Here is a 26,033-nt window from a genome sequence, read left to right as displayed (position 1 = left end):
TAAAAACACATGGTAGCGATGAATGTAATTTCCGAATATGCTATCTTTAATAGAGTCAATTGGCTGGTAGAGATGGAGTTTTCACCGGTGATCGAGCTGACCCACTATGAAGTACCAACGGAAATAAAAGATATCTGGCAACAAACTGTCGATATCATTGCGGACATCGCGAATGTTCCCGCCTGCCTGATTATGCGTGTTTTACAAAATGATATTGAGGTTTATGTATCGAGTGATTCAGAAGGCAACCCGTACCGCGTCGGTGAACTGGCAAAACTGGAATCTCGCCTTTACTGTGAAATGGTCATGGATACCAACAGTCAGTTGCTTGTGCCTAATGCTTTGAAAGATCCCGACTGGGATTCTAATCCCGATATCGAACTTGGTATGATTGCTTATTTAGGTGAGCCGGTGAATTGGCCTGACGGAAGCCGCTTTGGCACTATTTGCATTCTTGACTGCAAAGAAGTTCATTTCAATCAGAAAGTTCAGCAGTTTCTAAAGTTGATGAAGGAAAATATTGAGCTATATCTCAGCCAATTTTTTTATCGCAAGAGTGCGGTTGAATATGAGCCAGTCTTTGAAGCTAAGAAAATGAAAGCAGAAAAAATTCTGCTCCATGAAGATAATCAAGTAACTATCGAAGATGAATTAACTCATTCACTTGATGATGTTTTGGTTAGCATGAGCGAGCTTATGATGGATACTGCCTTTTCTGAGAGACAACTGGAAGAAATGGAATATATTAAGCAGGGAGTTATGCATTCATTAGAATTGATTCAACACTACCGTAAGCCAAAACAACATTAGCTTTTCCTATTGGTTATTTATCGAAAATCAATCCCAGATAATTAACTCATTGTCAGGTACTGAGGTCACTATTTTTAGCGTCCTGTTTTCAATTAATTGTGCGGTATGATGCCTGAGCAAGGAAAATGATAAATCAGCTGAGTCGGCGGACTTAAATTCTGTTATTCCAACCCACGCATTTCGTTTTGCTCGTTTGGCCGCATATAAACAATGATCTGCCAGGTCGAGCGTTTTGGTCCAACTGATCAACGACGGTGACGATGGAATAAGTGGAAAAGGAACAAAGCCCAACGAACAGGTGAGCGGCAAACTTTTTTTATCAGAGATCATAAAGTTTTGCATAGCGACAACCTGTCTAAAGCGTTCCGCGATTATGGCGGCTTTTTCCCTCGATGTATTACGTGCGATAACTAGAAACTCTTCGCCTCCCCATCGAACCAGGTAATCCGATTTTCGAAAAACATTTTCAAGGCGCTTTCGCATTTGTTTTAAAACCAGATCGCCAGCTGAATGTCCATATTGATCATTGACCTGTTTAAAATGATCAATGTCTATGAGGAAAAAAACCAGGTCAGAGTTTTTAATAAATTGGTGCTCGCCTTCCAGCGATTGATTTTGATATTTACGTAAGCAACTTTCGACATCACTCTGGATGTGTCGATCAACAAAATAGCGGTTTTTCAGACCGGTCAGTTGATCGGTCAAACTCATTCTTTTTAGCGCTTCATAGGCAAGTCGTCGTTTTTGAGAATTGAGGTAATAGCGAATGACTGCAAAAATACTCAGCAAGTAAAACGCGTAAGCCCAATAGCTTTTCCAGGGAGGCCTTGCAATATTGATATCTAATTTTGTAGATTCCTTGCTCCAGTTTCCGTCTTTGTCCATTGCCTGTATTTCTAGTTGGTAGTTTCCTGGATCGAGGTTGGTATAAGTCAAACTATTCAAATTGGTTTCAGTCCAACGAGAATCGAAACCGTGCAACTTGTAGCGATAAAACACCTTGTCCATTAATGAATAATCAAGGGTTGAGTATCGCAGTGAAAACACTGATTCAGAATAAGGAATGCTGATAAGGGCAGTATCTTCGATTCTCTGGTTGAGTATTGATGTTTCGTCTTCGGTACTGACTACGCGGTTGTAAAGAACCAATTCTGAAAAAAGAACTTCGGGTTGGGTGTTAATTCGACTTAAAGTGAGTGGGTTAAATTGAATCAATCCATCGTAGCCGCCAAAATAAAAATTCCCGTTTTCATCTTTTAACTTGGAGGGATAATAATTTCTGCCTAATGCGCCGTCAGAAACGTCGAAAAGTTTGAATTGAGCCGACACCGGGTCAAACTGGAAAATTCCTTGTTGAGCGCTTAGCCATATTTTGTTCGTGCCATCGAGTAACATCGAAACGAATTGTTGATTACCAAATCGCTCAAAGCGCGCTTCCGCCGGTGATGCTGCCGTATTTCGAAAACGGTTTATGCCTTGTTCCGTTGATATCCACAAATGATTTTGTTTATCTTCGATAATATCCCAGACTAAGTTATGGCTGATTGAGTTGGGATTGTTAATGTCGTGTTGATAGGAAATAAATTTCATCGTACTCGGGTCTAGTCGAACCAGGCCAGCACCGCTGCCAAACCAGAGATTATCTTGAGAATCTTCGAAAATGACACCAATCCATTCATTTTTCAGAGCACCTTCAATAGCGGCGTTTTCTCTAAACTGGGTGATGCTGTTGTCTGTCAGATTTATTCGGTTCAGGCCATTAGTGGTTCCAACCCATAAGATGTTTTTTCTATCGCGATAAATAGATACAACATGGTTGTCACTTAAACTATTTGGACTGTCTACATGGTGCTGGTAATGCCGGAATTCATTGGTATCCAGATTAAAACGAGTGACGCCGCCAAAGCGAGTGCCCAGCCACAATATTTCCTTCTCAACTGGATCCTGATAAACAACGACCACATCATTATCGCCGATGCTTTGTGGGTTTTCGGGATTATGCTTTAGTCGAACAAACTGTTCTGTGTTTTTTTCCAGGGCATTCAGAGCACCGCCTTCCACGCCAACCCAGAGCGTTTGCTTATAGTCTATGACTGCGCCACCGACAATCCCGTTAGCAAGGCTTGACGGTTGGCCCGGGATATGTCGATAGCGAACAATTTGAGCGGCCTTAGGGTTGGCAACGGCCGCACCGTTTCCCCAGGAGCCGAGCCAGATTAGCCCTTGGCGATCTTGGGCTAGTGCAAAAATGCTACCGCTTGGCGGGCTTTGAATATCACTTGAGTTATTCTGATAAAGAGACAACGCATCGGTTTGTGGGTCAAATTGATAAAGTCCGCTGGCTGCAGTTCCGGCCCAAATTTCGCCAGTGTTGGATTGGATCAATGAAACTATCGCAGTTTGATGAAATACACTCGATTCATCATTTTGACTTTTGATATGAGTCCATTTACCAGAACTGATGTTGAGTCGATTAAGGCCTGCTTTCCAGGTTCCCACATAGAGTTCGTTTTCTGAAGTAAGTAAAATATTTTGAACCATATCAGAGCTGATTTGATTGGTTCCGCCGGGTAAATGCCGATAATGTTTAAAGTGTTTACCATCTGCAGAAAGGTAATTCAGGCCGCTAGAACTAAGGCCAATCCAGAGACCGCCTTTAGCGTCGGTTTTTAAAGCGCGAATATAATTACCCGATAAACTGTTCGGGTTGGATGCATCGTGTTTGTAATGTTTAAATTGCCCTGTTTGCGGATCGAAAAGATTGAGCCCGCCGCCACTTGTACCTATCCATAACTTACCATTTGGGGCAGGATGAATTTCGCGCACGTAGTTGTGGCTGATGGAATGTTGATTTTCGGGATCATGGATATAAGCGGAAAACAGGCCAGTGCTGGGATCGTAGCGATTAAGTCCTCCGAATTCCGTGCCTATCCAGAGTATTCCTTTCTCATCTTCATATAGCGCCCAGATTTTATTCGCGAGTAAACTATTCGGATTTTGTGGGTCATGTTGAAAGTTGGTAAACTGATATCCATTAAACCGACTTAGTCCTGCGCCTGTCCCAAACCAGATATAGCCATAACTATCTTGCATAATGGTTATTACGATGTTGCTCGGCAACCCCTGATTATCACCAAGTCGTAGAAATGGCAAAGAATTCGGTTGCGATTGAAGGGTGGGACTCAATAGTAAAAAACTACTTAAGAATAAGACAATGCTGTACCCGAATAGCTTCTTAGCGATCTGTGTGTTAAATCTGCAATTATTCAACAGTTAAGCCTGATAAATACCTGTGGTTATTAAAGTAATAGTTTTAAGCTTAGTCGGTTTGATGGAAATGCGTAGCTTGATTTTTACTGGAATTGTTAATTTTTTTACTGAATGAGCACTATCAATATCAGGTTAGTGTTATACACAAGTTTTGGTAGTTGCTACTTGCTCGAAGAGGGTTGTGAACCAAGGATTACAGAATCGATCATTTTTAAACAATTTGCTGCTAGCTAATTTTCTCGGCCTATCGTAAAACAATGGTTGTGGTGTCGATCATCAGATAGTATTCCCACCGAAACTCCAATCAAAGTGAACTCAATCGCAAATTGAGTGATAAAACCAATGTCAATCGAGTAAATGGAGTTATGATGAAATCCTCGCTATCGTTAACTTAGAGGCGGTGATGTACGAGTAAAATAGGAACTTACTTATATGTTAAGAAAATCTTGTCAGAGTTTATCCATTCTAATTGTGTTAATTGCACTGAGTAGTTGTGCTTTTTTTCGGGCTGAAGTCGTCGATATTGAACCGGTTTCCAAGTCGCGCGCATTAGAACTTGATAGCGCTTTTGAGAGATTACTCGACAAACACAAGATTAACACTATTGGCGTTGCTGTGATTAAAAACGGCGCGGTGGACTGGCAAGGGTACTTTGGTGAGCAATCGCCCGGTGTAAAGGCATCGGCTGATACGCTATTCAATGTTGCGTCAATTACTAAAACGGTGACCAGCGAAACAATACTTCGGCTGGCGTCGGCGGGAAAAATATCTCTGGACGAGCCTATGTCGCTTTACTGGGTCGACCCTGATTTGAAATACGATCCTGATCTTAAAAAACTGACTCCTCGAATGGCATTGACTCACACCAGTGGTTTTATGAACTGGCGCTTTTTTGCTAACGATTACAAGTTAAAGTTTGTTAGTGAGCCCGGTACTAAGTTTGGTTACTCGGGGGAAGGCTTCCAATATGTCGCAAAATACGCAGAAAATAAGTTAGGAGTCCCCTTTGAAGCGCTCGTTAAGTCAACTGTTTTTGAGCCGATGGGGATCAACGATGTATCGATCAGTGTGCGCAAGAAAAACTATGCACGAATCGCAAAACCGCTGGATAAGGACGGAAAATTTTACGGTTACTACTGTCACCCTGAGGGCTACTGTAGAAAAGAAGCGGAATACTCAGCAGCCGGTGATATGGTCATAACCGTCGCTGATTACGCGAAATTCTTCATTGCTTCAATGCAAGGGAATAAGCTAACGGAGCAGCTAAAAAATGAGCGAAATACGCTTCAAAGCATTCAGGTGGATAGAAAGGATATAGACTGTAGCGGTGCACCTGATGCGCTGTGCCCAATTCAGTTAGGTTATGGACTCGGTTGGAGCGTAGCACAATTAGAAAATGATCGGCTCATTGGCCACAGAGGCTCTGATTGGTCGACAGTGTCATTAGCTTATTGCTATCAAAATAGCGGCGATGGCTTAATCATCTTTTTTAACGCGCCCAATAAAGCGGGGATTGCCGCAATGGTTGAAGCGCTTGAATTGCTTGATCCAGACTCACCGGAAATTCACGGGTATAAAATGCGCCGTGCAAGAACAGACTAGCCGTTGTGTCGCTATTTTAACCCTCAGCTAGAATAATCTGAGGGTTAACATCAGTATTATGCATATTCGGCTAACGATAAATTTTCTTTCTCACACACGTGCTTAATGGCCTTTCTTCGGCTGAGTTTTTTAAGGTAACGTGATAAGTTTTCAAATTGTAGCGGTGGTTTTTTTATTTCATCGGCCCACACGGCAAGCATCATTAAAAAATGGTCACAGACCGTCAAGTTATCGCCAACCAGATAGTCTCTATTTTTTAATTCACTATCTAACAAAGCGAATATTTCAGTTATCCGCTGCTCTTGCGCTTCAGCGATCTGGGTCGCCGTATTTTCAGCGTTAGTGTGTCTTTGAGGATAAAAATACAACATAAGTTCCGCTTGAAGGGTATTGGTCAAATACATCATCCACTGAAAAAAAAGTGCACGCTCAGCGCTGCCCTGTTTTGGGATCAGATGAGACTCAGGATGTTTTTCCGCCAGATAGATACAGATCGCCGGGCTCTCAAATAAAATCAGATCGCCATCAACCAAAGTGGGAATTCGTCCCGTCGGGTTCAGCGCCATATAGTCTGCGGATTTCTGCGCATTCGACTTTCTATCAACTAATAACAATTCAAAATCGACACCTAATTCTTCCAGGACAAAGTGAGGCGCCATGCTCGCGTTAAGCGGATAGTAGTATAATTGGTACAATGAATGAGTCCTTTTCGAAGTTGATTTTGTAAGATTCAAGTGGAGAGAGTGATTATATCCCTTCACCGTCAATTGACGGCAAAGTTTTATCTTGAATTTCAGGCTTTAGACCATGTTCTAATCACTTTAATTTCTTTTGTGCTTATTTGTAGCGATTCCAGGAATTCTTGATGAGCAGCCGGTTCTAGTTTTTCAAACTGTCTATGCCAGTTGCGCATATCTTCATCATTCATTCCTGACATTCGCATAATATCGGTCCATTTTTCTTTAGTCATATTTTGTTGTTTAAGCGTTTCGGGATCACCGAGAAAGTTGACGATTGCCAATTGTTGTTGCCTGAGTTTTTGAATTTCTTCGCCAAGGTGATCGAACTGCCTGGTCAGTATTGTTTTTTGCCTACTTTTCTCAGAGTTTATCAACAAATGTTTGATGTCAGGAATTGATATCCCGAAAGAGCGGTAGTTGAGAATAGTCTCCAGATTGGATATTTCCTTTTCCCCATACCAACGATACCCATTTTCAGTACGAGAGGCGGGCGTTAACAAGCCTTCCTTTTCATAGTAAAGAAGCGTCGCTCGTGAAATCTTAAATCGTCTGGCGAGTTTGGAAATGGTTAGCATATGTTTGCTCGGGCCACCAAAGAGCCCCATTATTAACCCGTCACCAATAGACGAGTCAATATTCACAACTATTAATCCCTCTCAATCGTTGCATATCCGCTGACGAAAACGTATTATCTATTGCATATGCATCAAATATCTCAATTGAGGAACTAACTAATGGCACATATGCAACCCCTGGATAAATCTACCACGCCTGAATTGGCTGACGACTTTGCAATATTCGAAAAAATTCTGGGCTTTGTGCCTAACAGCTTACTGACAATGCAACGTAAGCCTGAAATGGTAAAGGCTTTCGGTGTTTTGACCAAAGCTGTAATGTCGGATGACGGTGCGGTTGATCTTGGTTTTATGCGCTTGATTGCTCATTTCTCCAGTCGAGCGGCGGGATGTCAGTATTGTGAAGCACACTCGTTAATTGCAGCTAATATCCACGGCGTTTCGCAAGAAAAACTGGACGCTATCTGGGAGTATAAAACCAGCGAGTTTTACAGTGAGGCAGAAAGGGTTGCCTTGGATTTTGCTTTGGCCGCGGGTTCAGTCCCTAACGGCGTAACGCCAGAACTCTTTGCGCAAATGCGTGAACATTGGAGTGAGAATCAAATCGTTGAAATTTTGGGCGCGGTCTGTTTATATGGGTTCCTGAATCGTTGGAATGACTCGATGGCGACAGATTTAGAAGAATCTCCAAACGCAATGGGCAAGCGTGTTTTAAGTCAAGGTGGCTGGGACGGCGGTAAACACGTCAAATAAGCGCACCTGTTAATAGGATTTTAAAGCCCTCATTGAGGGCTTTTTTTATGCGATAAATAGAGTAACCTGAGTTCGGGATAAGAACAGCCATTCAGGTTAGAGTAATCAAGTAAGCATAATCTGGACAGAAAATTTAGGTGGAATAAAACAATGAAAAGAAGAAATTTTATTGCTGCTGCCGGTGCCGCAACTTTATTGGGTGCTTGTGGGCAAAAACAGGAGTGTGGCGACTCTGCCGGTGCTTCGGCACAGCAAGAAACCATTAAATGGAATATGGTCACAACCTGGCCACCCGGGTTTCAAGGGCTAGGTACTGGCGCAGAGCATTTAGCAAGCTTAATCGGTGAGCTTAGTAATGGCAGGTTGAAGGTAAAAGTTTTTGGGGCCGGTGAGTTAGTGCCCGCACTACAGGTTTTTGATGAAGTGTCATCGGGTAGCGTGCAAATGGGCCATGGTGCAGCTTACTATTGGAAGGGAAAATTACCGGCAGCATCTTTTTTCAGCTCTGTGCCATTTGGGTTAAATGCCCAGGAAATGAACGGCTGGTTGTTAAAAGGCGGCGGTCTTGAACTATGGCAGGAATTGTATGCGCCTTTTAACCTGGTGCCCATGCCTGCTGGAAACACTGATGTGCAAATGGCTGGCTGGTTTAATAAGGAAATCAATAGTATTGATGATCTGAAAGGGCTGAAAATGCGTATCCCCGGTTTGGGTGGTGAAGTCTTAAAGCGCGCAGGCGGAAATCCAGAATTGATTGCCGGCGGCGAAATTTTTTCTGCGCTAGAGCTTGGACGAATTGACGCGGCTGAATTTGTCGGTCCGTATAACGATTTAGCTTTTGGATTTTATAAAGCAGCCAAATATTATTATTACCCAGGTTGGCAAGAGCCGGGAACAACCCTTGAAGCAATCGTGAATAAGCAGGCGCTTGAATCGCTGCCACAGGACCTGCAGGAAATTGTAAAAACAGCTTGCCTGATCGCCAATCTGGATATGTTGGCTGAGTATACTGAGAAGAATAATCAAGCATTGAATATTCTGGTGGAAAAACATGGTGTTCAGGTGAAACGATTGCCTCAGGAAGTATTAGATCATTTAGAGAGTATTTCTGAAAAGTTGGTTGAGGAGCAAGGCCAGGCCAATGAGCTCTCGAAACGTATTTACGCCTCGTATAAAGATTTTAAACAAAAAGCGAATGCCTGGAAGGTTGTCAGCCAAAGTTTGTAGTATCTATCAAATTGCCTGGATTCTAAGTTTGAATTCGGGCGAGCGTTGGTGACTTATCTTGAATATTTGCGCTGGCTAAAATATTTCAACTTCGGGGTCATTTTGGCGTGTTGGTGTAACTTGTCCCGATTGGCCCTGGGGTTTGAGTTGAGACGTCCTATTTTCATCGGCAAGCGATTGAGAACGCTCTGTTTTAAAATGCAACTGAGAAAAGCTTTTTAACTGATTTTCGGCATCTAATTGAGCACTTTGTTCGATCACTTGATGAGTGTCCGCCAAACTTTCTTCAACATTACGCAATAACTGGCTGATTCGATCTTGAAACTGTAATTCCACAATAACTTTCGAAATCTCTTGCTGAACCTGTTCACTCATATTAACCAATAATTTATCTGATTCCGCGAGCGTATAAGTGGTAAATTTGTGTTGAGAAATAACTTCGCGAATAACATCGCTGGCTTTGTTCGCCATCTCTCGTTCGGCTTCAGATGAGTGGGTTGCTGAATCAAGAATCGTTTTGACTGAGTCACCAATGACATCAATTTTCTTGCGAATATTTTCACCGGTTCCCTTCGATTGATTCGCTAAATTTCTCACTTCGTCAGCGACTACCGCAAAGCCACGCCCCTCTTCACCGGCGCGCGCAGCTTCTATTGCAGCGTTTAATGCCAGTAAGTTGGTTTGCTCGGCGAGCACCTCGACCTCACCGGCCATTTTGGTTAACTCAATCATAAATCCAGACAGGTTGTTGATTTCCTTCAGCGAGCTTTTCTCTACCTGGGCAATGTTTAATAAAGTATCCTTGAGATTTTCTAATTCGTTTTTTATCACATCTGAAGATTGTTGTACTGAGCTTAGAGAGGAAAAACGCTGGCCACTTTCTTTAGACGAGCCTGTAATATCAACGGTAATCGCAATATCGTCGGTAATTCTCGCAAACTCTTTTGCCAGGGCATCAATGGCTTCGTCGGATTGGCTCACCGCCAATTTTACCTGGCTGCGCCACTTTAAAAGTAAGTCAGACACCGATTGAATTAATTGTTCGTGTGCCTGTTGTGAAGTGGCTTCGTCATTTTTCGTGGTGTCATCTAGCTCAATCGTTGGCTCAACCTTGGGGCGAGATAAAAACTGGATGAAACCAATAGCGATAATTAATCCCATCGATAATCCAGTCAATTCGAAATAAACGCAGAACAGTGCCGCAACGATGATGAGTATGTTTGCAATATTAAGTAGTGATGAGGTCTTATGGCTGTCGTCCATGAGATTCTAGATTACCTTCTGAATTAATTTAATAACAATTATTGTAATTTAGTCGAGTAATATTTCCTTTGGCAGATTAACAATCCGCACCTTGTAGATGATAAAAACAACGAACTTGCTTTCGTTAAAAATTGCCGAAAGCAAGTGGTTTATTACTCAATTATAGATAATAAAAATATTAAATCAGAATATTTCAGGATTAATCTCATTTGTAGATTATTGAAGGAAGCCAGGTCACAATTTCCGGCCAGACGGCCATGATAATTAACACAGCCATCTGGATGAAAATAAAAGGTAAAACGCCACGATAGATTTCAGCTGTGGCAATATCGGGCGGCGTAACGCCCCGCAGATAAAATAGTGCAAAACCAAACGGTGGGGTTAGAAAAGAGGTTTGTAAGTTGACGGCAATCATAATTCCCAGCCAAATCGGATCAACGCCCATGGCGAGTAGAGCTGGTGCGGTTAGCGGCACGACAACGAAAACAATTTCAATAAAATCGAGAATGAAACCCAGTAGAAACATACTCAACATCACGACTACCATCGCACCGAATACGCCGCCGGGTAAACCGCTCAATATTTCTCGGATGGCATCATCTCCTTCAAACGCACGGAAAACCAGCGAAAAAATTGAAGCGCCAATCAATATCATAAACACCATACTGGAAGTTTTAGTGGTTGAACGAACAACCTGCTTCAGTCTTTCTAAAGAAAATTCGCGGTAATAAATCGCCAATAGTGTCGCGCCGATAGCACCCAGGGCCGCCGCTTCGCTTGGGGTTGCGATGCCTGCGAGAATTGAGCCGAGAACGAGCAGAATTAAAATTAGTGGTAGCAAAAGCGAACTCAACTCGAATCCATTGGTTGAAGCAGGCGCTGATGAACTTTCCATCGTTTCACTTTGACTGGTATTTTCTTGAAGTTCACTGAGTTGTTTGATGCCCTTGGCAACTGCTGGTGCATCGTCGGGTTTTACGCGAGCATATATTGCGATGTAAATAATATATAAAACGACCAGTAGTATTCCGGGTAACATTGCCCCGGCGAATAGATCCCCAACTGAAACAGGGTCGCCGCCGATTCCTGCATCACGGTTGGCGCTGGCAATGACATCACCGAGCAAGACCAACACAATAGAAGGTGGAATAATCTGGCCTAAAGTACCCGATGCACAAATAACACCGGTTGATAAAGGCGTTGAATAATTTGACTTGAGCATTACCGGCAATGAGAGTAATCCCATAGTGACAACGGTGGCGCCGACAATGCCTGTGCTGGCGGCAAGTAATGCGCCGACAAGTACTACTGATATTGCTAATCCGCCCGGAGTGCCGGCAAATAATCCGGCCATGCCTGTGAGCAGCTTTTCGGCAATTTTGGCTTTTTCCAACATCACACCCATAAACACAAATAAGGGAACTGCGATCAGCGTTGGATTTTGCATAATTCCAAATAAACGACTAAATGCCGACTTGAGCAGCGCTGGATGCAAATCGCCGGTGGCCACCCCGATAGCAGCGAAAATGAGGGCTGTGCCGGCGAGTGAAAATGCCACGGGATAACCTGCCAGTAATACCAGGCAGACACAAATAAACATCAATAATGCCAACCACTCCATTATTGAACTCCTGTTTTATCTTGGATGTTATTTTCGCCCGTGAACAGGCAGAAGTTGCGATACAACTGACTGATGCCTTCTAAAACCAGTAACAGCGGCATCACAATCAGAAAACCTTTCAGAATATAGGTAGCGGGCATGCCGCCGGCTTCGGCGGAAACTTCTCCGATTCGCCAACTGAGTGAAACATAAGACCAACTGGCCCAGATGATAAACAGGGAAACAGGGAGCAGTAACAACAGAGTGCCAAGAAGATCCACCAGAGCTTTTGCTCGCACTGACATTTTGGCGTAAAAAATATCGACCCGGACATGTTCATTGCGATTCAGCGTGTAGGCGGCCGCCAACAAAAAGTTGGCGCTATGCATCCAGGTAATTGACTCACTGACCAGAATAGAACTACTTTTAAACAGCCAGCTCGCCAGAATGTTCAAGGTAAGCAAAACCACCATCGCAACCGTTAACCAGCTTACCAGTTGACCGGTTATCACGGTGATATTACTGAGTTGATAGAAGATTTTTGATAACAGACTTTTCATGTTGTTTTAATTTTTGCCAATCCGCTCGTTTTTGGTTATTCACATACCAATTTCACTTATCCACAGGGCACGAATGTTTTCGGATAAAAAATAAATTTGCATGTAAGTCGTTGTAAAATAATATTTTTATTTGTTTTTTCTGAACCAGGCTGAAGATCGATGAATGTTTGTGCTCGATTAAGAGTTCACTTTTATTCACGAAGTTATCCACAGAAGGTCTAAATTGAATTTATTGTTTATATTTAAATAGTTAACGGGTTTTCTTATAAATCAGTTTAACTTGAAACATTGGTGAAACCTTTTTCTCAAGGGGTCAAGATTACGGTCGGCAGCAAAGCAAATCTGCGTTAGAATACCTTGCCTGTTTCAAGTGAAATAAACCTTAACGATTAGCGGGTAGTTGGTCAATCGAATTTCGGTCTGACAAGACGAATTCATCGAAACTCAATGCCCCGACAAAAAACTCAGTCATTACTGCCAATAAAAAAACGAAGGATCTTATGCAAAACCAAACTCCGCTTATTCTTGTTGACGGTTCGTCTTATTTGTTCCGAGCGTATCACACCATGAATTTCTCAACCTCTGCCGGTCAGCCAACAGGGGCAATTTATGGCGTAATTAATATGTTGAAGAGCCTGTATAAGCAATATCAACCGACACAAATGGCAGTTATTTTTGATGCCAAAGGTAAAACCTTTCGCAACGATCTTTACCCGGAGTACAAAGCACACCGTCCACCGATGCCCGATGACCTTCGCAGTCAGATCGCGCCATTACACCAAATTGTCAAAGCCATGGGATTTCCCCTGATTTCAATTGAAGGCGTTGAAGCCGATGATGTGATTGGTACCTTGGCGCACCATGCGACCGAAGCCGGCAGAAAGACGATTATTTCTACCGGTGATAAGGATATGGCTCAGCTGGTTAACCCTCATATTAGCCTGATTAATACAATGACCAATCAGTTTTTAGACGTTGAAGGCGTCAACAAAAAGTTTGGTATTCCGCCCGAGCTGATCATCGATTTTCTTGCGTTGATGGGTGACACCGCAGATAACATTCCTGGCGTTGCCGGGGTTGGTGAAAAAACGGCACTCGGGTTACTACAGGGGATTGGTAGTATCGATGAGATTTATCAGAACATTGAAAAAATTGCTGACTTACCGATTCGCGGTGCTAAAAAACTGGGCGAAAAAATGTTGGCTAATGAAGAAGATGCGCGTCTTTCCTATTTGTTGGCAACGATTAAGCTGGACGTGGAATTACCACTTGAGCTGAACGAGTTGAATATCGGGGAAGCTGACACCGCGGAACTGGAAACCTTATTTAGTGAATATGAATTTAAAACCTGGCTTAAAGATGTAAAAGCGGGAAAACCTGTGTTACCTGCGGGTACTGCAAAGTCAAACGAGAAAGACGCAGACTCAGCTGAAGCAAAACCTGTAGAAAGTAGTATTGATCGCAGCCAATACGAAACCATCCTGACCGAAGCACAACTAAAATCCTGGGTGAGCAAATTAGAAGCCAGCAGATTATTTGCGGTGGATACTGAAACAACCAATCTGAATATTATCGCGGCTGATCTCGTCGGAATTTCATTTGCCACAGATAAAGGACAAGCCGCATATTTACCGCTCATCCATCAATATCCGGGCGCACCACAACAGCTCGATCAGGAATGGGCGCTCGCTCAGTTGAAACCGGTTTTGGAAAACCCTGAAATTGCAAAGATTGGTCAGAACATCAAGTACGATCAAAGTATTTTTGCCGCAGTCGGTATTGAGTTACAAGGCGTAAAGTTCGACACCATGCTCGAATCATACACTTTGAACAGCGTGGCTAATCGTCACGATATGGATACGCTATCACAAAAATACCTGGGGCATGAGTGTATCCACTATGAAGAGATTGCAGGTAAAGGGAAAAAACAAGTTACCTTTGATCAAATCGATCTCGACATCGCGAGCAAATATGCTGCCGAAGATGCTGATGTTACCTTACAACTTCACCAGTCAATTTGGCCCGCGCTGGAAAAAGAGGAAGGCCCTAAAAATATTTTCAATGAAATCGAAGTACCGCTGATAAACGTGTTATCAAAAATGGAACGGCAAGGTGTTTTGATTGACGGCGACTTTTTAAAGCAAAAAAGTAACGAATTTGGAAAAAGGATAATTGAACTAGAGAAAAAAGCCCACGAGCTTGCCGGGCAACCTTTTAATTTAGGATCGCCAAAACAGCTTCAAGAAATTCTGTTTGAAAAACAGGGATTGCCGGTATTGAAAAAAACGCCGAAAAAACAACCCTCGACTGCTGAAGATGTGTTAGCAAAATTGGCTCTTGACTATCCCTTACCTAAAGTCATCATGGAATACCGTGGTCTAACCAAGTTGAAGTCAACTTACTCTGATAAATTACCGTTAATGGTTCAACCCAGAACCGGTCGAGTGCACACTTCTTATCATCAGGCGGTGGCGGCGACTGGCCGTTTATCTTCTGCCGATCCGAACTTGCAAAATATTCCGGTGAAAACAGAAGAAGGGCGTAAAATTCGCGAAGCCTTTATTGCCCCATCAGGCTACAAAGTTGTTGCCGCTGACTACTCGCAAATCGAATTAAGAATCATGGCGCATTTGTCACAAGATGAGAATCTGGTGCGTGCTTTTGCTGATAATCTTGATATTCATAAAGCCACCGCTGCTGAAGTTTTTGGGGTTGAACTCGATGAAGTCACTTCGGAGCATCGACGCCATGCTAAAGCAGTCAACTTCGGTCTTATTTATGGTATGTCTCGTTTTGGTTTAGCCAAACAATTAGGTATTACCAACGATGAAGCGGCGCATTATATCGACACATACTTTGCCCGTTATCCTGGCGTGAGTGATTATATGGAATCGACAAAAGCCAAGGCTAAAGAACTGGGTTATGTCGAAACTTTATTTGGCCGACGCCTTTATTTACCGCAAATTAATGCGTCTAATGGTATGCATCGTCAGGCTGCGGAACGTACTGCGATTAATGCGCCAATGCAGGGAAGCGCTGCGGATATTATCAAGCTGGCTATGATCGAAACCCAAAAATGGTTAGATGCAGAAAAGCCTGATTGTCATATGGTGATGCAGGTTCACGATGAACTCGTGTTTGAAGTCGCCGAGGATAAGGTTGAAGAATATTCCAATAAAATTAACCAGATTATGGCCAATGCGGTTGAGTTGAGTGTGCCTTTGATAGTTGATGTTGGTGTGGGCGAAAACTGGGAGCAGGCGCATTAACTTGGGCCTAAACACAGAATAATTGCAGAATTTTAATTTAACAAAATCAACTCGATTATCGCTGACGACCAAATAAAATATGCAGTGTCCGTAAAGTAAAAACATGACCAAACTATCGAAACTGTCAGTATGCATATTTTTATTTGGTTTTCTGCCTGCGCTCGGTTGGGTCGTTTTAATCACGATGTTTTTGCACAAGATGGCAGAATGGTGGGGATACTTAGGCTACTTTTGTGCGATATGTGGATGCTTAGGACTTTTCCTGTCATTACCGAGAAATCTTTATCGAACGACTAAGGCAAAGTATGCATCAATTTTGATCATTGTTGACATTATTGTAATGTCGGCTGTGTTTATCGAGTTTAAAGGATACCGACGAATATTTTCATTTGAGTCTTTAGCAATGCTTTTGCCGATTTTTATGGGAGGCTTAGCGATCACTCGCAATATGATTGGTGAGTTTTCGATAACAATAAATTTTGAACGACAGAGTTAAGTTGAAATTTTCATGGGTACAATTGCAGTACCCATGCAATAATTTAGTGAAAATTTGTTTTTTGATATTGTGACTATTGGCTCAACTTTGACGCCAGATTACCAATAACAAGTTCAACCCGTTTTATTTCACGCATGACCGAATTTCGATTCACTTCCATCCATAACCATTGTTTCAGACCTATTTGCATATTAAGCAGAATCAATACACACACGCCCCAGAAAACCTGCTCTTGTATTTCGGTAGCGACAAAGAACTCGTACCCACACCAAACCATGAAAATAGAGGCTACAATCGTTAAAATATTGACAATAATCAGCCAGCGGCGCATACCACCTTTAAATGAAGCAAATAGCATATCGAACAGCCCTTGATCTTCAGCGAGAATTTCATCGATATCATGTGCTTCTTTTTCCAATTCTCGTTTCATTCTTTCGTCAAAACTCATGGTACTATCTCCCAGTTAATTCAAACTTCTGTTTCAGCATTTTTCTCGCTCTATTTAAGCGAGATTTAACGGTTCCAATCGGAATTTCCAGTATTGCCGCGACTTCGGCCAATTTCATTTCGTCAAGGTAAAACAAATGGATAATTTGCTTTTCCAAAGAAGGAAGCCGATTAATCGCCAAAGTCAGCTCACTCGTATCTTCGGGTTCGCCGTCCTGTGGACAATCATTGATTCCTTCCTTTAGTGTCTCGAAATTTTCATCAAACCGAATTTTTTGCCTGATTAAATCGCCGATTTTCCAGCGTAAAATTTTATAAAGCCAACTTCTAAAAGCGCGAGGATCTCTTAGCTTATGAATACTGTTAGAGCACTTAATCCAGGTTTCCTGCGACGCATCTGTTGCCAGTTCCTGGTCGCTACAAAGTTTAAACGCAAACCGTAATAATGGTTTTTGATAGCGCTGGTAAATCACTCGAAAGGCTTTTTGATTGCCATTTTGCATCGCCATAACCAGTAAATCTTCTTTGGCTTGCTGCATTAAGTTGTCTCTAGTGTTTCGTTACTGAAAAGACGAATGAGAAATAGAAAAGGTTCATTTTTGTTTTAAGTGTGTTTTGCCTGGCGAAAGAGGTCATCGTCAAGATCGCGTGAGCATGACTAAAGATAGTGTGAATTTCATAAAGCTGTCGTGGGTTTTATAAACCTGCTGTGGACTTTGTAAACATAGCGTAACTGGTCACTTTTTGTAACAAAAATCCCTAGTCTCAATTTTTATCCAGGCGAGAGATTAGGTAAGATTGTGAAAATCAATCATTTTAAATCTGTTTTGTTCTTAAGACATTTGAAAATGATAATCGTTTTTTCGATAGGATTGAGCTAATTTTATCGTGCGAAAGCGTTCAACAGGTCTTATTATTAAGTATGTCTTACAATTACATATTATCGCTTTTACACACTGTAGATTAATGAGGCTGTCGCGTGAGCCGACGGTGCTACAAAATACGCTTTGAACGATTGAGTGCCAATCGTCAACTTTGATACCTGATTGACTAATGAAAATAAATAAACTGTTAACCGTATGTTTTGCCTTGATAGCGGGTTTATTCCAGTTATCGGCAAATGCACAGGGATTCCCCGCACCTAGCGTCAATGTTATTTCCGCAGAAACTCAATCATTGTCGCCGGTTGCCTGGGTTTCCGGAACTGTTGTTAGTCCCAATAATTCACAAATTGCAGCGGAAGTCTCGGGTCGCCTGAAAAGTTTGGTGGAGCTTGGTGCCAGAGTTAAAAAAGGCGATATTATTGCCAGAATTGATGATAAAACTTTGCAGCTACAAAAACGAGAAAATGTTGCTAGCGTTGAAAACGCAAAATCGCGACTAGACTACCTCGAATCTGAAGTTAAACGAAAATCGACATTGGCTAAAAGAAACCTGTCTGCAATTACTGATCTTGACGAAACCATATCCCAGCGGGACGTTGCTCGTGGTGATCTGGCGGCAGCGAAAGCGCGTCTGGCTCAAACGGAACAAAATTTGGAATATACTCAATTAAGGGCGCCGTTTGACGGTATTGTAGCCGAACGGTTAAGTAGTCAGGGCGAATACGTCAACAATGGGACGGCGATTGTTCGGTTAGTTGAAACAGAAAATCTGGAAGCTTCAATATTTGCGCCGTTAACTGCCTATCGTTTCTTAACCAATGCTGAAACGCTGGCAGTGGAATCACCCTTGGGTAACGGTGTTGCCCCCATAAAAGTACTAGTCCCTGTTGCGAATAGTCGTTCTCATTTAATGGAAGTTCGTCTTGATATGAGCGACTTTAAATGGCCGGTAGGGCTCAATATTAAAGTTGCAGTAGCTAATGGAGAATCCAAAGAAGTGTTAGCGGTACCAAGAGATGCATTAGTTTTACGCCGCGAAGGTGCCAGCATTTTCAAAGTGAATGGCGAAAATAAAGCAGAAGAAGTTAAGGTGTCTATCGGCATAGGTGCGGGGGAGATGGTAGAGATCATCGGAAATGTTGCACCGGGCGACCGTGTTATCGTGAGAGGTGCGGAACGCCTGCGCAATGGCCAGGCGGTTTCGGTTAAAGAAAGCAATCAGAACTTAATCTCGGGAAAACAATGACACTTACGGCTGCCTCTTTAAAAAATCCTACGGCGGTTGTCGTCGCGATATTATTGGCGGTGCTTTTTGGTGTTATCAGTTTATCTAAGTTGCCGGTTCAATTAACGCCGGATATCAGTCAGCCGATGATTACCATCTCGACTAATTGGCGCGCTGCCGCGCCGGAAGAAATGGAAGCGGAAATTATTGAGCGTCAAGAGGATGTGCTCAAAGGATTGCAAGGTTTAGCCTCATTAGAGTCGAGTGCCAGCCAGGGAAACGGCAGTATTACCCTAAGGTATCGCACCGGCATTAACCTTGAACGGGCTTTGATCGATGTAATGAACGCTCTTAACCAGGTCCCCAGCTATCCGCCCGATGCCACCGAGCCGGTTATCGCCGTCGGCGGTAACAGTACTTTCACTGCAATTGCCTGGTTTGCGCTGCGCCCAACAGCCGGTAATGATCGGGATATCGCCGGTTACCAGGATTATGTTGAAGAAGTGGTGCAAACGCGACTCGAGCGGGTGCAAGGCATTTCTCAAACCAACGCGTTCGGCGGATTGCCAAGCGAATTAAGGATCACGTTTAACCCTTATAAAGCGGCGGCATTAGGGCTCAATATTCCCGCGCTGGCGGCGACATTAAGTAACAACAACGATGTGTCAGGCGGATTCAATGAGATCGGACGCCGCAAATATACGCTACGTTTCTCTGGTAAATACGGCACAAAACAGTTGCAAGAGATGGTTCTTGAGTGGCGAGATGGTCGACCCGTACTGCTTGGAGACGTTGCCAAAGTTGAAATGACGTTTCAGGATCGCGTTGGCATTTTAACGCTAGATGGCGTCCCTGCGATTGCGCTTAATGCGCAGGCGGAGCAGGGAGTGAATGTGATGCAAACCATGGAAGGGTTGCAGGAGGCATTGCAGGAACTGAATGAAGGGCCGCTAAAAAGAGAAGGTCTAGAGCTCATTCAAATGTACGATGAGACTATTTACATCGGCCGATCAATGACTTTGGTGCAGAATAATCTTCTGATCGGCGTGTTGTTGGCGATCAGCGTTTTATGGTGGTTTTTACGCAAATTCAGAGCGACGCTGATTGTCGCGGTCGCGATCCCCATTTCGATTATTATTACCTTTATCGTTATGTACGCCAGTGGTCGATCCCTCAACATCATATCCATGGCAGGTCTAGCCTTTGCGATCGGCATGGTATTAGATGCCGCGATTGTTGTGTTGGAAAACATCGTTCGCTTGCGGGAAAAAGGTGAAGATTCAGAGCGAGCTTCATTTAAAGGCGCCACTCAAGTTTGGGGCGCACTGCTCGCTTCAACCGCGACGACAGTTGCGATTTTTCTACCCATTGCATTCCTTGAAGAAGTCTCCGGTCAGTTATTTGCCGATCTTGCGATTACCATTGCAGTGGCAATAGTTGCCTCATTGTTAATTGCGGTAACCGTATTACCAGCCGCCGCACGTAAGTTACTCACTCAAGTTTCCGAAGAAGATCCTCATGCTCACTGGTGGGATCGGGTGACTCGTGGTGTGATGAGTATTACTAGCTCGCCTGCAAAACGCGTTGCCTGGGTATTAGGATTGATGACATTCTCACTCGCTGGAAGCTGGCTACTATTCCCCAAAGTGGATTACTTACCTAAAGGCAATCAAAATTCATTTCAGGCATTTATTTTACCGCCGCCGGGTCAAAGTTATCCCGCCGCGCGCTTTGAAATGAGCGATGAAATTAACCGGCGCATCATGCCATACCTGAAAGGCGAAAAGCTCCCCAAAATTAAGCATACCTGGATGGGGTTCTTCGGTAATTTTGGATTTATGGGAGGGCGTGCCGAAGACGCTAATGATATTCACCAGATTATCCAGATTATTAACACTGAATTTCTTGCAGGCTTTCCGGACACGATGGCGTTTGCTTCGCAATCTCAGCTATTTCAAAATTTAAGTGGTGGGCGTCGTATTGATATTGATATCCAGGGAAACCAGGTTGATGAGCTGTTGCAGGCCGCCCGAGTTGGATATGGTGTCGTCAGTCAGGCATTGCCCGGCGCACAAATTAGACCAACCCCCGGACTTACCCTGGCCGAACCAGAATTACGCATGATCCCGATTGAACGTAGGGTGGCAGAAGCGGGTTGGACGCGGCAGCAAGTATCGGCAATTTCCCGATCGCTGGGTACAGGGCTTTATGTGGGTGATTTCTTTAACGGGCAGAAACGTCTTAATGTTTTCCTTCGAGCAGAAGACTGGAGCTCGCCTGAACAGTTAGCATCGATTCCACTTTTTACGCCGGAAGCCGGCGTACAACCGGTTGGAGAACTAGTCGAAATTGTGCGCACAGCCGGGCCGAGTTCCATTCGTCGTGTGGATCGTAAAAGAACCATTACATTGCAGGTCACGCCGCCCGATAATATGAGCCTGGAAGAAGCGATTGATACCGTAAAACAAAAAGCCGAACCGGCAATTCTATCGCAGCTCACTGACAATGGCAGTGTGGCCTATCGGGGAACCGCCGAAGCGCTGACCGAAGCACTCTACAATATGGCGCAGAGTTTCTTTCTGGCGATGGCTATTTTGTTTTTGTTGATGGCCTCTTTATTCCGTTCTTTTAGAGACAGTTTGATCGTTGTATTGACGATACCTTTGGCCATTGTCGGCGGTTTGGGATTGCTGAAGCTAATGAACCTGGTGATTTTCCAACCGTTGGATTTGTTAACCATGATTGGCGGTGTTATTTTGTTGGGCCTGGTGGTTAACAACGCCATATTATTAGTCTATCAAACACGAATGAGCGAGGCCGATGGGCTTTCACGTTCTGACGCTGTGAGGCAGGCTGTCAGGTTAAGACTCAGACCCATTTTGATGAGCACACTTACCAGCATATGCGGCATGTTACCCTTGTTGTTAGTACCTGGTGCGGGCGCTGAACTTTATCGTGGTATTGCGGCTGTTATCGTCGGCGGCATGAGCGTGAGTACCTTTTTTACATTAATATTTTTGCCGAGCCTGTTACAAATGGGGACCCATTCGGACCAACTTAAAAATGCGAATCAACCTGTGAGTCAACAGGTTGGCTAGCCTTAATCAGCTTGGTTAAGATTAGGAATCAATAAAAAATTAGAAAATAAATAATAACTAGCAATCAAAGCCTGGTGCTAATCTGATTTGCGCGATTATTCAATTTAAAACACTATCTGGAAAAAATAAAATGAAAGATAAATTAACGTCCACTTTAGTGGCCATTTCCATGCTTGCTTCTTTGGCGCAAGCAGCACCAATTGAGCGACAAAAAATACAGGTGCTTGACTCCTTAGAAAAATCGAACGCTGTGACATTAACAAAAAATGATTTTAGCAAAGTCGTTAAGCAAAACCTCGTTCACTCTATTTCTGAGTCGTTAGATAGCGGTCAGGATATCAGTATATTTGGTGATAAAAAAAATTGGCGGTCGATGGATAAAATTGACGAAGCTAATCCTGACGCCGTTCGCGTGTTTCGTATTGGCATGAAGACTGATCGTTTTACTCAAGGTAAATTAAAAATTGAAGGGATAGAGAAAACCTCTGTTTTTGTTAATGGAAAAAGTGTTTCTGGTAATGGCTCTTTTGATATCACATTGCTCAATGGAGATTATCGATTATTAATTATGGCGCAAGGAATCGAAGACTGGAAAAAAGTCACATTCGATTGGAGCAGTGAAGCCGAGCAGCACTCAGTCACTTTCTCCGATGATTCGGGCCTTGTGCGGCTTGATCCTGAGCGGCTGTACGATAGTGAAACAGTGTCCAACCTTAGCCTTTCACCTGACGGCAAGCAATTACTTTGGACCAAGCGCCACTATACTTCTGCGACAGCAGATAAGGCGCAGGCAGTGACTGAACTGGTAAATCCAAAGTCAATGGAAGTGCTATACCGCTGGCAAGGAATGTCACCGCGTGCATCGAGTTGGAGTGAGGACAATCAATATCTCGCCTACACTCATGAGAATGACATCTATCTATTAAATCGAGAAAATTTCCAACTCAATAAAGTTTCTGAAGATCTGAAAGGCGTCAACGGTTTAAGTTGGTTAGATGATTCAACACTGGTTTTGTCTTGGCATAAAGCAGAAAAAAAGCCCCATGAATTCACCAAAAAATATCGGGCGTTACAAGATCGTTGGAGTTACTGGCGAGGAAACTCACAAATTTATTTGCTTGATATTTCATCAGGATTCATCCAGCAAGTAACCCAGAATAAATTGAGTAGCTTCTTGCTCGATGTTGATCCAAAAGAGCGACGTTTGTTGTTTTATCGCAGTCCAGTGGACTACAAAAAACCACCTCATTCGCTTTCGGAAGTTTTTGAGTTAGATTTGAAAACCAGCACAGAAAAAATGATCGGAAAGTTTAGAACTTTTTCCAACGCTGCTTATTCAAAAGATGGCATAGTGTTTACTGCTGGTCCAGAATTGAAAGAAGGTAAAGGGAGAAATCTCGCCGAAGGCACAGTCGGTAATAATTACGATGGCCAGCTTTACCTGATGAAAAAAGATGGCTCAATTAAAGCCTTGTCGCAAAAATTTAATCCTGCTGTTGGAGGATTTGAAGTCCTAAAAAATGGAAACCTGGTATTAAGAACGACTGATCAGGATAAGAACCAGCTGTATTATTTTAATATCAAAAATAATAAATTTTCAAAAATAAAATCAGCAGTCGAAGCGGTCGAATCTTTTTCAGTATCTAATGAAAGTAAAGCCAGTATTGTGTTCAAAGGCAGTAGCGCGACTCGGCCACAAAAAGTTTATCTGGGCAAAATTGGCCGCTCTAAAAAGACGTTGATTCTCGATACGGCAAAAGTCAGCTACCCCAATGTAAAATTTGCCGAGATGAAAGACTGGGACTACACAACGCAAAAAGGCACCACTATTGATGGCCGTTATTATCTACCGGCTGATTTTGATTCTTCAAAAAAGTATCCAGCGATTATTTACTATTATGGCGGAACTTCTCCGGTTGGGCGCGCATTTACCGGGCGATGGCCATTTAGCCTGTGGGCGGCGCAAGGTTACGTGGTTTATGTTTTACAACCTTCAGGTGCCACCGGTTATGGCCAGAAATTTTCTGCGAAACATGTGAACGCTTGGGGATTGGAAACTGCCGATGATATTATCGAAAGCACTCAGGCTTTTGTAAAAGCGCACTCGTTTGTCGATGGAAAACGCCTGGGTAATATGGGCGCATCCTACGGTGGTTTTATGACAATGTACCTGGCGACTAAAACCGATTTGTTTCGTGCTTCAATTTCACACGCGGGCATCAGTAACCTGACTTCTTATTGGGGATATGGCTGGTGGGGGTATGGCTATTCGGGTGTTGCATCTCATGGCAGTTTTCCATGGAATAATTCGAAACTTTATGTTGAACAAAGTCCAGTATTCAATGCTGATAAAGTGAACACGCCACTACTATTGTTGCACGGAGACTCCGATACTAATGTGCCGGTGGGAGAAAGTCACCAAATGTATACTGCGCTTAAGCTACTTGATAAAGACGTTGAGCTAATCGAATTTCAGGGCGACGATCACCACATTAATGCCAGAAAACATCGACTGCGTTGGTGGGAAACAATTTTGTCTTACTTTGACAAAGAGCTAAAAGATCAACCAGAGTGGTGGGAGCATTTGTATCCTGAGAAAAAGTAGTTGAAAACAAGTTGTTTTAAGAAACTTTGAGCCCCAAATCCTCCCCTTCCAAGGGGAGGGAGTCTAGCTCCCTCTCCTATGGGAGAGGGGTGGGGAGAGGGGCGATTTTAAAGTTTGTCAAAGTAGATGCTAATTAAGAAAAGCTATCTAGATTGTTTGCCCAGTAACGACAAAAAATAATGCAAGTCCGTTTAGTAACCAGAGAATAGCGCCAATCACAATCCAGAAAATATTCGCTGGTGTAATGTCGTTGTTGATATTACCGTCAGGAATACCGCAGGCAATATTAGCTGCTAATTGTGCTTTGTAAACACTCCACACAATGAGCGGAAAAAAGACAATGCTGGTCAAATCACTGATCGGTACGCCAATGTCTCTAGTAGAGAGCTGGTTACTAACATTCTGAACCACAGAAAACAGCACATACACGGTCGCAACAATTGAGGGTGACCACAGGTAATCGAGCTTCTTATCTCTTATTTTTCGATCGATTGATTCATATAAGGAATGGGCGAAAAATATCGAGAATATACCTCGCATTACTGGCCACATATTTTCATTGTTATGCAGTTTGTACTGGCTCCAATGCTTATAAAACCAGTAAACAGAATATAGCCCTATTGTCGCAATAAAAAGTATCAGAAATTTCTTAGGTGATACGATATAAAATTCTGCTTCGCTTTCCTGGTTGATGATGATTTCTGATTCGGGGGCTTTGTATACATCACTTGTCATTTTGCACATTCCTGTTCGTTTTAGTTAATTTCCACACGATACATCTTAATCGATAAAAGCATATGGGTCATCTTGTGGGAAACTCCAGTTTATGTTGAATCAGCGTTAGTGATTCGGCGACAAAAAATCCAGAAAAGTCTTAATCGTATAAAACTCTTCATAAAGTAGAGTCAATTGAGATAACTTCTGGTTTGAAAATGGAATAATATATAGTATTGTAATAATATTAAATTTCGCCGAGGGCTAGGAATATGGCTGAAAATCAGAATCAGACATTTTCATTAGGTGAGCATGAGCGTGGTTTTATCGATGATATGGTTGAAAATGGTCGATTTGGTAATCGAACTGAAGTTGTTAGAGCTGGTTTGCGGTTGTTGGAAGATTATGAACACGCGCAAAAGCTAAACCGTCTGCGTGCAAGGGTCGAGGAAGGCGTGGCTGACATCGAAGCGGGTCGTGTAACTGTTTATCAGAGTGCGGATAAGCTTTTTAAGGATATTATGAAGGATTAGACCCATTCAAAAATTAGAACTTGTCCTCACTGATACTGCGAAGTCCGATCTGCGCGCTATTGGAAAATTCATTGCAAAGGATAACCCAAAAGCCGCCAGTGATTTCATGTTGGAGTTAGTCAACAAGCTTTTCAGCTTGGCGGAGAATGGAGTGACTGGTCCATCCCGCGATCATGTCCGAAAAAATTTTCGAGGCTTCCCTTATCGCAATCGCTGTTTTTACTTTTGGAGCATTGATAACCAAATGGTTGTTGTTCGCATTCTGGACGGTCATCAGGATATAGCTTCCCAAGATTTTCCTACTACTTATTCATAGAGTATGTCTTTGAAAGTGCGATTATGATTTTCGTACCACTTGTTCA

At 43.0% G+C, this 26,033-nt stretch carries 20 protein-coding genes; 11 read left to right on the top strand and 9 right to left on the bottom strand.

Going from position 1 to position 26,033, the window contains the following annotated elements:
* The first annotated feature begins 9 nt into the window (after positions 1-9).
* The gene (locus tag FLL46_RS07280; RefSeq protein WP_142892828.1) at positions 10-810 is read left to right on the top strand and encodes a GAF domain-containing protein; all 801 of its coding nucleotides are present in this window, start codon (positions 10-12) and stop codon (positions 808-810) included.
* A gap of 27 nt (positions 811-837) precedes the next feature.
* Here the strand turns inward: FLL46_RS07280 and FLL46_RS07275 are convergent, their stop codons facing one another.
* The gene (locus FLL46_RS07275; RefSeq protein WP_142892827.1) at positions 838-3,996 is read right to left on the bottom strand and encodes a ligand-binding sensor domain-containing diguanylate cyclase; all 3,159 of its coding nucleotides are present in this window, start codon (positions 3,994-3,996) and stop codon (positions 838-840) included.
* Between the two features lie 516 nt (positions 3,997-4,512).
* Between FLL46_RS07275 and FLL46_RS07270 the strand changes: the two genes are divergently transcribed.
* The gene (locus tag FLL46_RS07270) at positions 4,513-5,682 is read left to right on the top strand and encodes a serine hydrolase domain-containing protein (RefSeq protein ID WP_142892826.1); all 1,170 of its coding nucleotides are present in this window, start codon (positions 4,513-4,515) and stop codon (positions 5,680-5,682) included.
* A 56-nt stretch (positions 5,683-5,738) separates the two neighbouring features.
* Here the strand turns inward: FLL46_RS07270 and FLL46_RS07265 are convergent, their stop codons facing one another.
* Both FLL46_RS07265 and FLL46_RS07260 read right to left on the bottom strand, forming a co-directional pair.
* The gene (locus tag FLL46_RS07265; protein ID WP_142892825.1) at positions 5,739-6,377 is read right to left on the bottom strand and encodes a glutathione S-transferase family protein; all 639 of its coding nucleotides are present in this window, start codon (positions 6,375-6,377) and stop codon (positions 5,739-5,741) included.
* Between the two features lie 98 nt (positions 6,378-6,475).
* Positions 6,476-7,063, bottom strand: coding sequence for a MerR family transcriptional regulator (locus FLL46_RS07260; protein ID WP_246119283.1), 588 nt, complete (start codon positions 7,061-7,063; stop codon positions 6,476-6,478).
* A 93-nt stretch (positions 7,064-7,156) separates the two neighbouring features.
* Between FLL46_RS07260 and FLL46_RS07255 the strand changes: the two genes are divergently transcribed.
* Both FLL46_RS07255 and FLL46_RS07250 read left to right on the top strand, forming a co-directional pair.
* Positions 7,157-7,750 (top strand): carboxymuconolactone decarboxylase family protein, encoded by a 594-nt coding sequence (locus FLL46_RS07255; protein WP_142892824.1) that lies wholly within the window; start codon positions 7,157-7,159, stop codon positions 7,748-7,750.
* Positions 7,751-7,900: 150 nt separating this feature from the next.
* Positions 7,901-8,977, top strand: coding sequence for a TRAP transporter substrate-binding protein (locus FLL46_RS07250; protein ID WP_142892823.1), 1,077 nt, complete (start codon positions 7,901-7,903; stop codon positions 8,975-8,977).
* A gap of 75 nt (positions 8,978-9,052) precedes the next feature.
* Here the strand turns inward: FLL46_RS07250 and FLL46_RS27570 are convergent, their stop codons facing one another.
* The 3 genes from FLL46_RS27570 to FLL46_RS07235 all read right to left on the bottom strand — a co-directional run bounded on the left by FLL46_RS27570 (position 9,053) and on the right by FLL46_RS07235 (position 12,400).
* On the bottom strand, positions 9,053-10,240 hold the full coding sequence (locus FLL46_RS27570; RefSeq protein WP_246119282.1) for a methyl-accepting chemotaxis protein: 1,188 nt from the start codon (positions 10,238-10,240) through the stop codon (positions 9,053-9,055).
* A 205-nt stretch (positions 10,241-10,445) separates the two neighbouring features.
* Positions 10,446-11,864 carry a TRAP transporter large permease gene (locus FLL46_RS07240; protein ID WP_210418647.1) on the bottom strand — a complete coding sequence of 473 codons (1,419 nt, stop codon included), beginning with the start codon at positions 11,862-11,864 and terminating at the stop codon, positions 10,446-10,448.
* On the bottom strand, positions 11,861-12,400 hold the full coding sequence (locus FLL46_RS07235; protein WP_142892821.1) for a TRAP transporter small permease subunit: 540 nt from the start codon (positions 12,398-12,400) through the stop codon (positions 11,861-11,863). Before FLL46_RS07235 ends, FLL46_RS07240 begins: the two co-directional genes overlap by 4 nt.
* Before the next feature lie 500 nt (positions 12,401-12,900).
* On the opposite strand from FLL46_RS07235, the gene polA reads away from it, so the two are divergent.
* Together polA and FLL46_RS07225 are read left to right on the top strand one after the other, a co-directional pair.
* Entirely contained in the window at positions 12,901-15,669 is a 2,769-nt protein-coding gene (gene polA, locus FLL46_RS07230) for a DNA polymerase I (protein ID WP_142892820.1), read from the top strand.
* Between the two features lie 103 nt (positions 15,670-15,772).
* Positions 15,773-16,165, top strand: coding sequence for a hypothetical protein (locus tag FLL46_RS07225; protein WP_142892819.1), 393 nt, complete (start codon positions 15,773-15,775; stop codon positions 16,163-16,165).
* A 73-nt stretch (positions 16,166-16,238) separates the two neighbouring features.
* Here FLL46_RS07225 and FLL46_RS07220 read toward each other — a convergent pair whose 3' ends face one another.
* Both FLL46_RS07220 and FLL46_RS07215 read right to left on the bottom strand, forming a co-directional pair.
* A complete protein-coding gene (locus tag FLL46_RS07220; RefSeq protein ID WP_142892818.1) occupies positions 16,239-16,613 on the bottom strand; it encodes a DUF6768 family protein in 375 nt (124 codons plus the stop codon).
* A 4-nt stretch (positions 16,614-16,617) separates the two neighbouring features.
* Positions 16,618-17,151, bottom strand: coding sequence for an RNA polymerase sigma factor (locus FLL46_RS07215; protein ID WP_142892817.1), 534 nt, complete (start codon positions 17,149-17,151; stop codon positions 16,618-16,620).
* 514 nt (positions 17,152-17,665) lie between these two features.
* Here FLL46_RS07215 and FLL46_RS07210 point away from each other — a divergent pair.
* The 3 genes from FLL46_RS07210 to FLL46_RS07200 all read left to right on the top strand — a co-directional run bounded on the left by FLL46_RS07210 (position 17,666) and on the right by FLL46_RS07200 (position 24,424).
* A complete protein-coding gene (locus FLL46_RS07210) occupies positions 17,666-18,742 on the top strand; it encodes an efflux RND transporter periplasmic adaptor subunit (RefSeq protein WP_142892816.1) in 1,077 nt (358 codons plus the stop codon).
* Positions 18,739-21,819, top strand: a complete 3,081-nt coding sequence (locus FLL46_RS07205; RefSeq protein ID WP_142892815.1) for an efflux RND transporter permease subunit — start codon at positions 18,739-18,741, stop codon at positions 21,817-21,819. Before FLL46_RS07210 ends, FLL46_RS07205 begins: the two co-directional genes overlap by 4 nt.
* 130 nt (positions 21,820-21,949) lie before the next feature.
* A complete protein-coding gene (locus FLL46_RS07200; RefSeq protein WP_142892814.1) occupies positions 21,950-24,424 on the top strand; it encodes a S9 family peptidase in 2,475 nt (824 codons plus the stop codon).
* Positions 24,425-24,571: 147 nt separating this feature from the next.
* Here the strand turns inward: FLL46_RS07200 and FLL46_RS07195 are convergent, their stop codons facing one another.
* Positions 24,572-25,159: a hypothetical protein gene (locus FLL46_RS07195; protein ID WP_142892813.1), complete on the bottom strand. Its 588-nt coding sequence runs from the start codon at positions 25,157-25,159 to the stop codon at positions 24,572-24,574.
* Between the two features lie 251 nt (positions 25,160-25,410).
* On the opposite strand from FLL46_RS07195, the gene FLL46_RS07190 reads away from it, so the two are divergent.
* The gene (locus tag FLL46_RS07190) at positions 25,411-25,671 is read left to right on the top strand and encodes a type II toxin-antitoxin system ParD family antitoxin (protein WP_142892812.1); all 261 of its coding nucleotides are present in this window, start codon (positions 25,411-25,413) and stop codon (positions 25,669-25,671) included.
* Positions 25,667-25,987 (top strand): type II toxin-antitoxin system RelE/ParE family toxin, encoded by a 321-nt coding sequence (locus tag FLL46_RS27945; protein ID WP_142893184.1) that lies wholly within the window; start codon positions 25,667-25,669, stop codon positions 25,985-25,987. The genes FLL46_RS07190 and FLL46_RS27945 overlap by 5 nt, the downstream gene beginning before the upstream one ends.
* Positions 25,988-26,033 lie beyond the last annotated feature (46 nt).

The sequence above is a fragment of the Aliikangiella coralliicola genome (assembly GCF_007004725.1).
In the GTDB taxonomy this organism is placed as follows: Bacteria; Pseudomonadota; Gammaproteobacteria; order Enterobacterales; family Kangiellaceae; genus Aliikangiella; species Aliikangiella coralliicola.
This window is presented reverse-complemented; position numbering and strand designations above follow the sequence as displayed.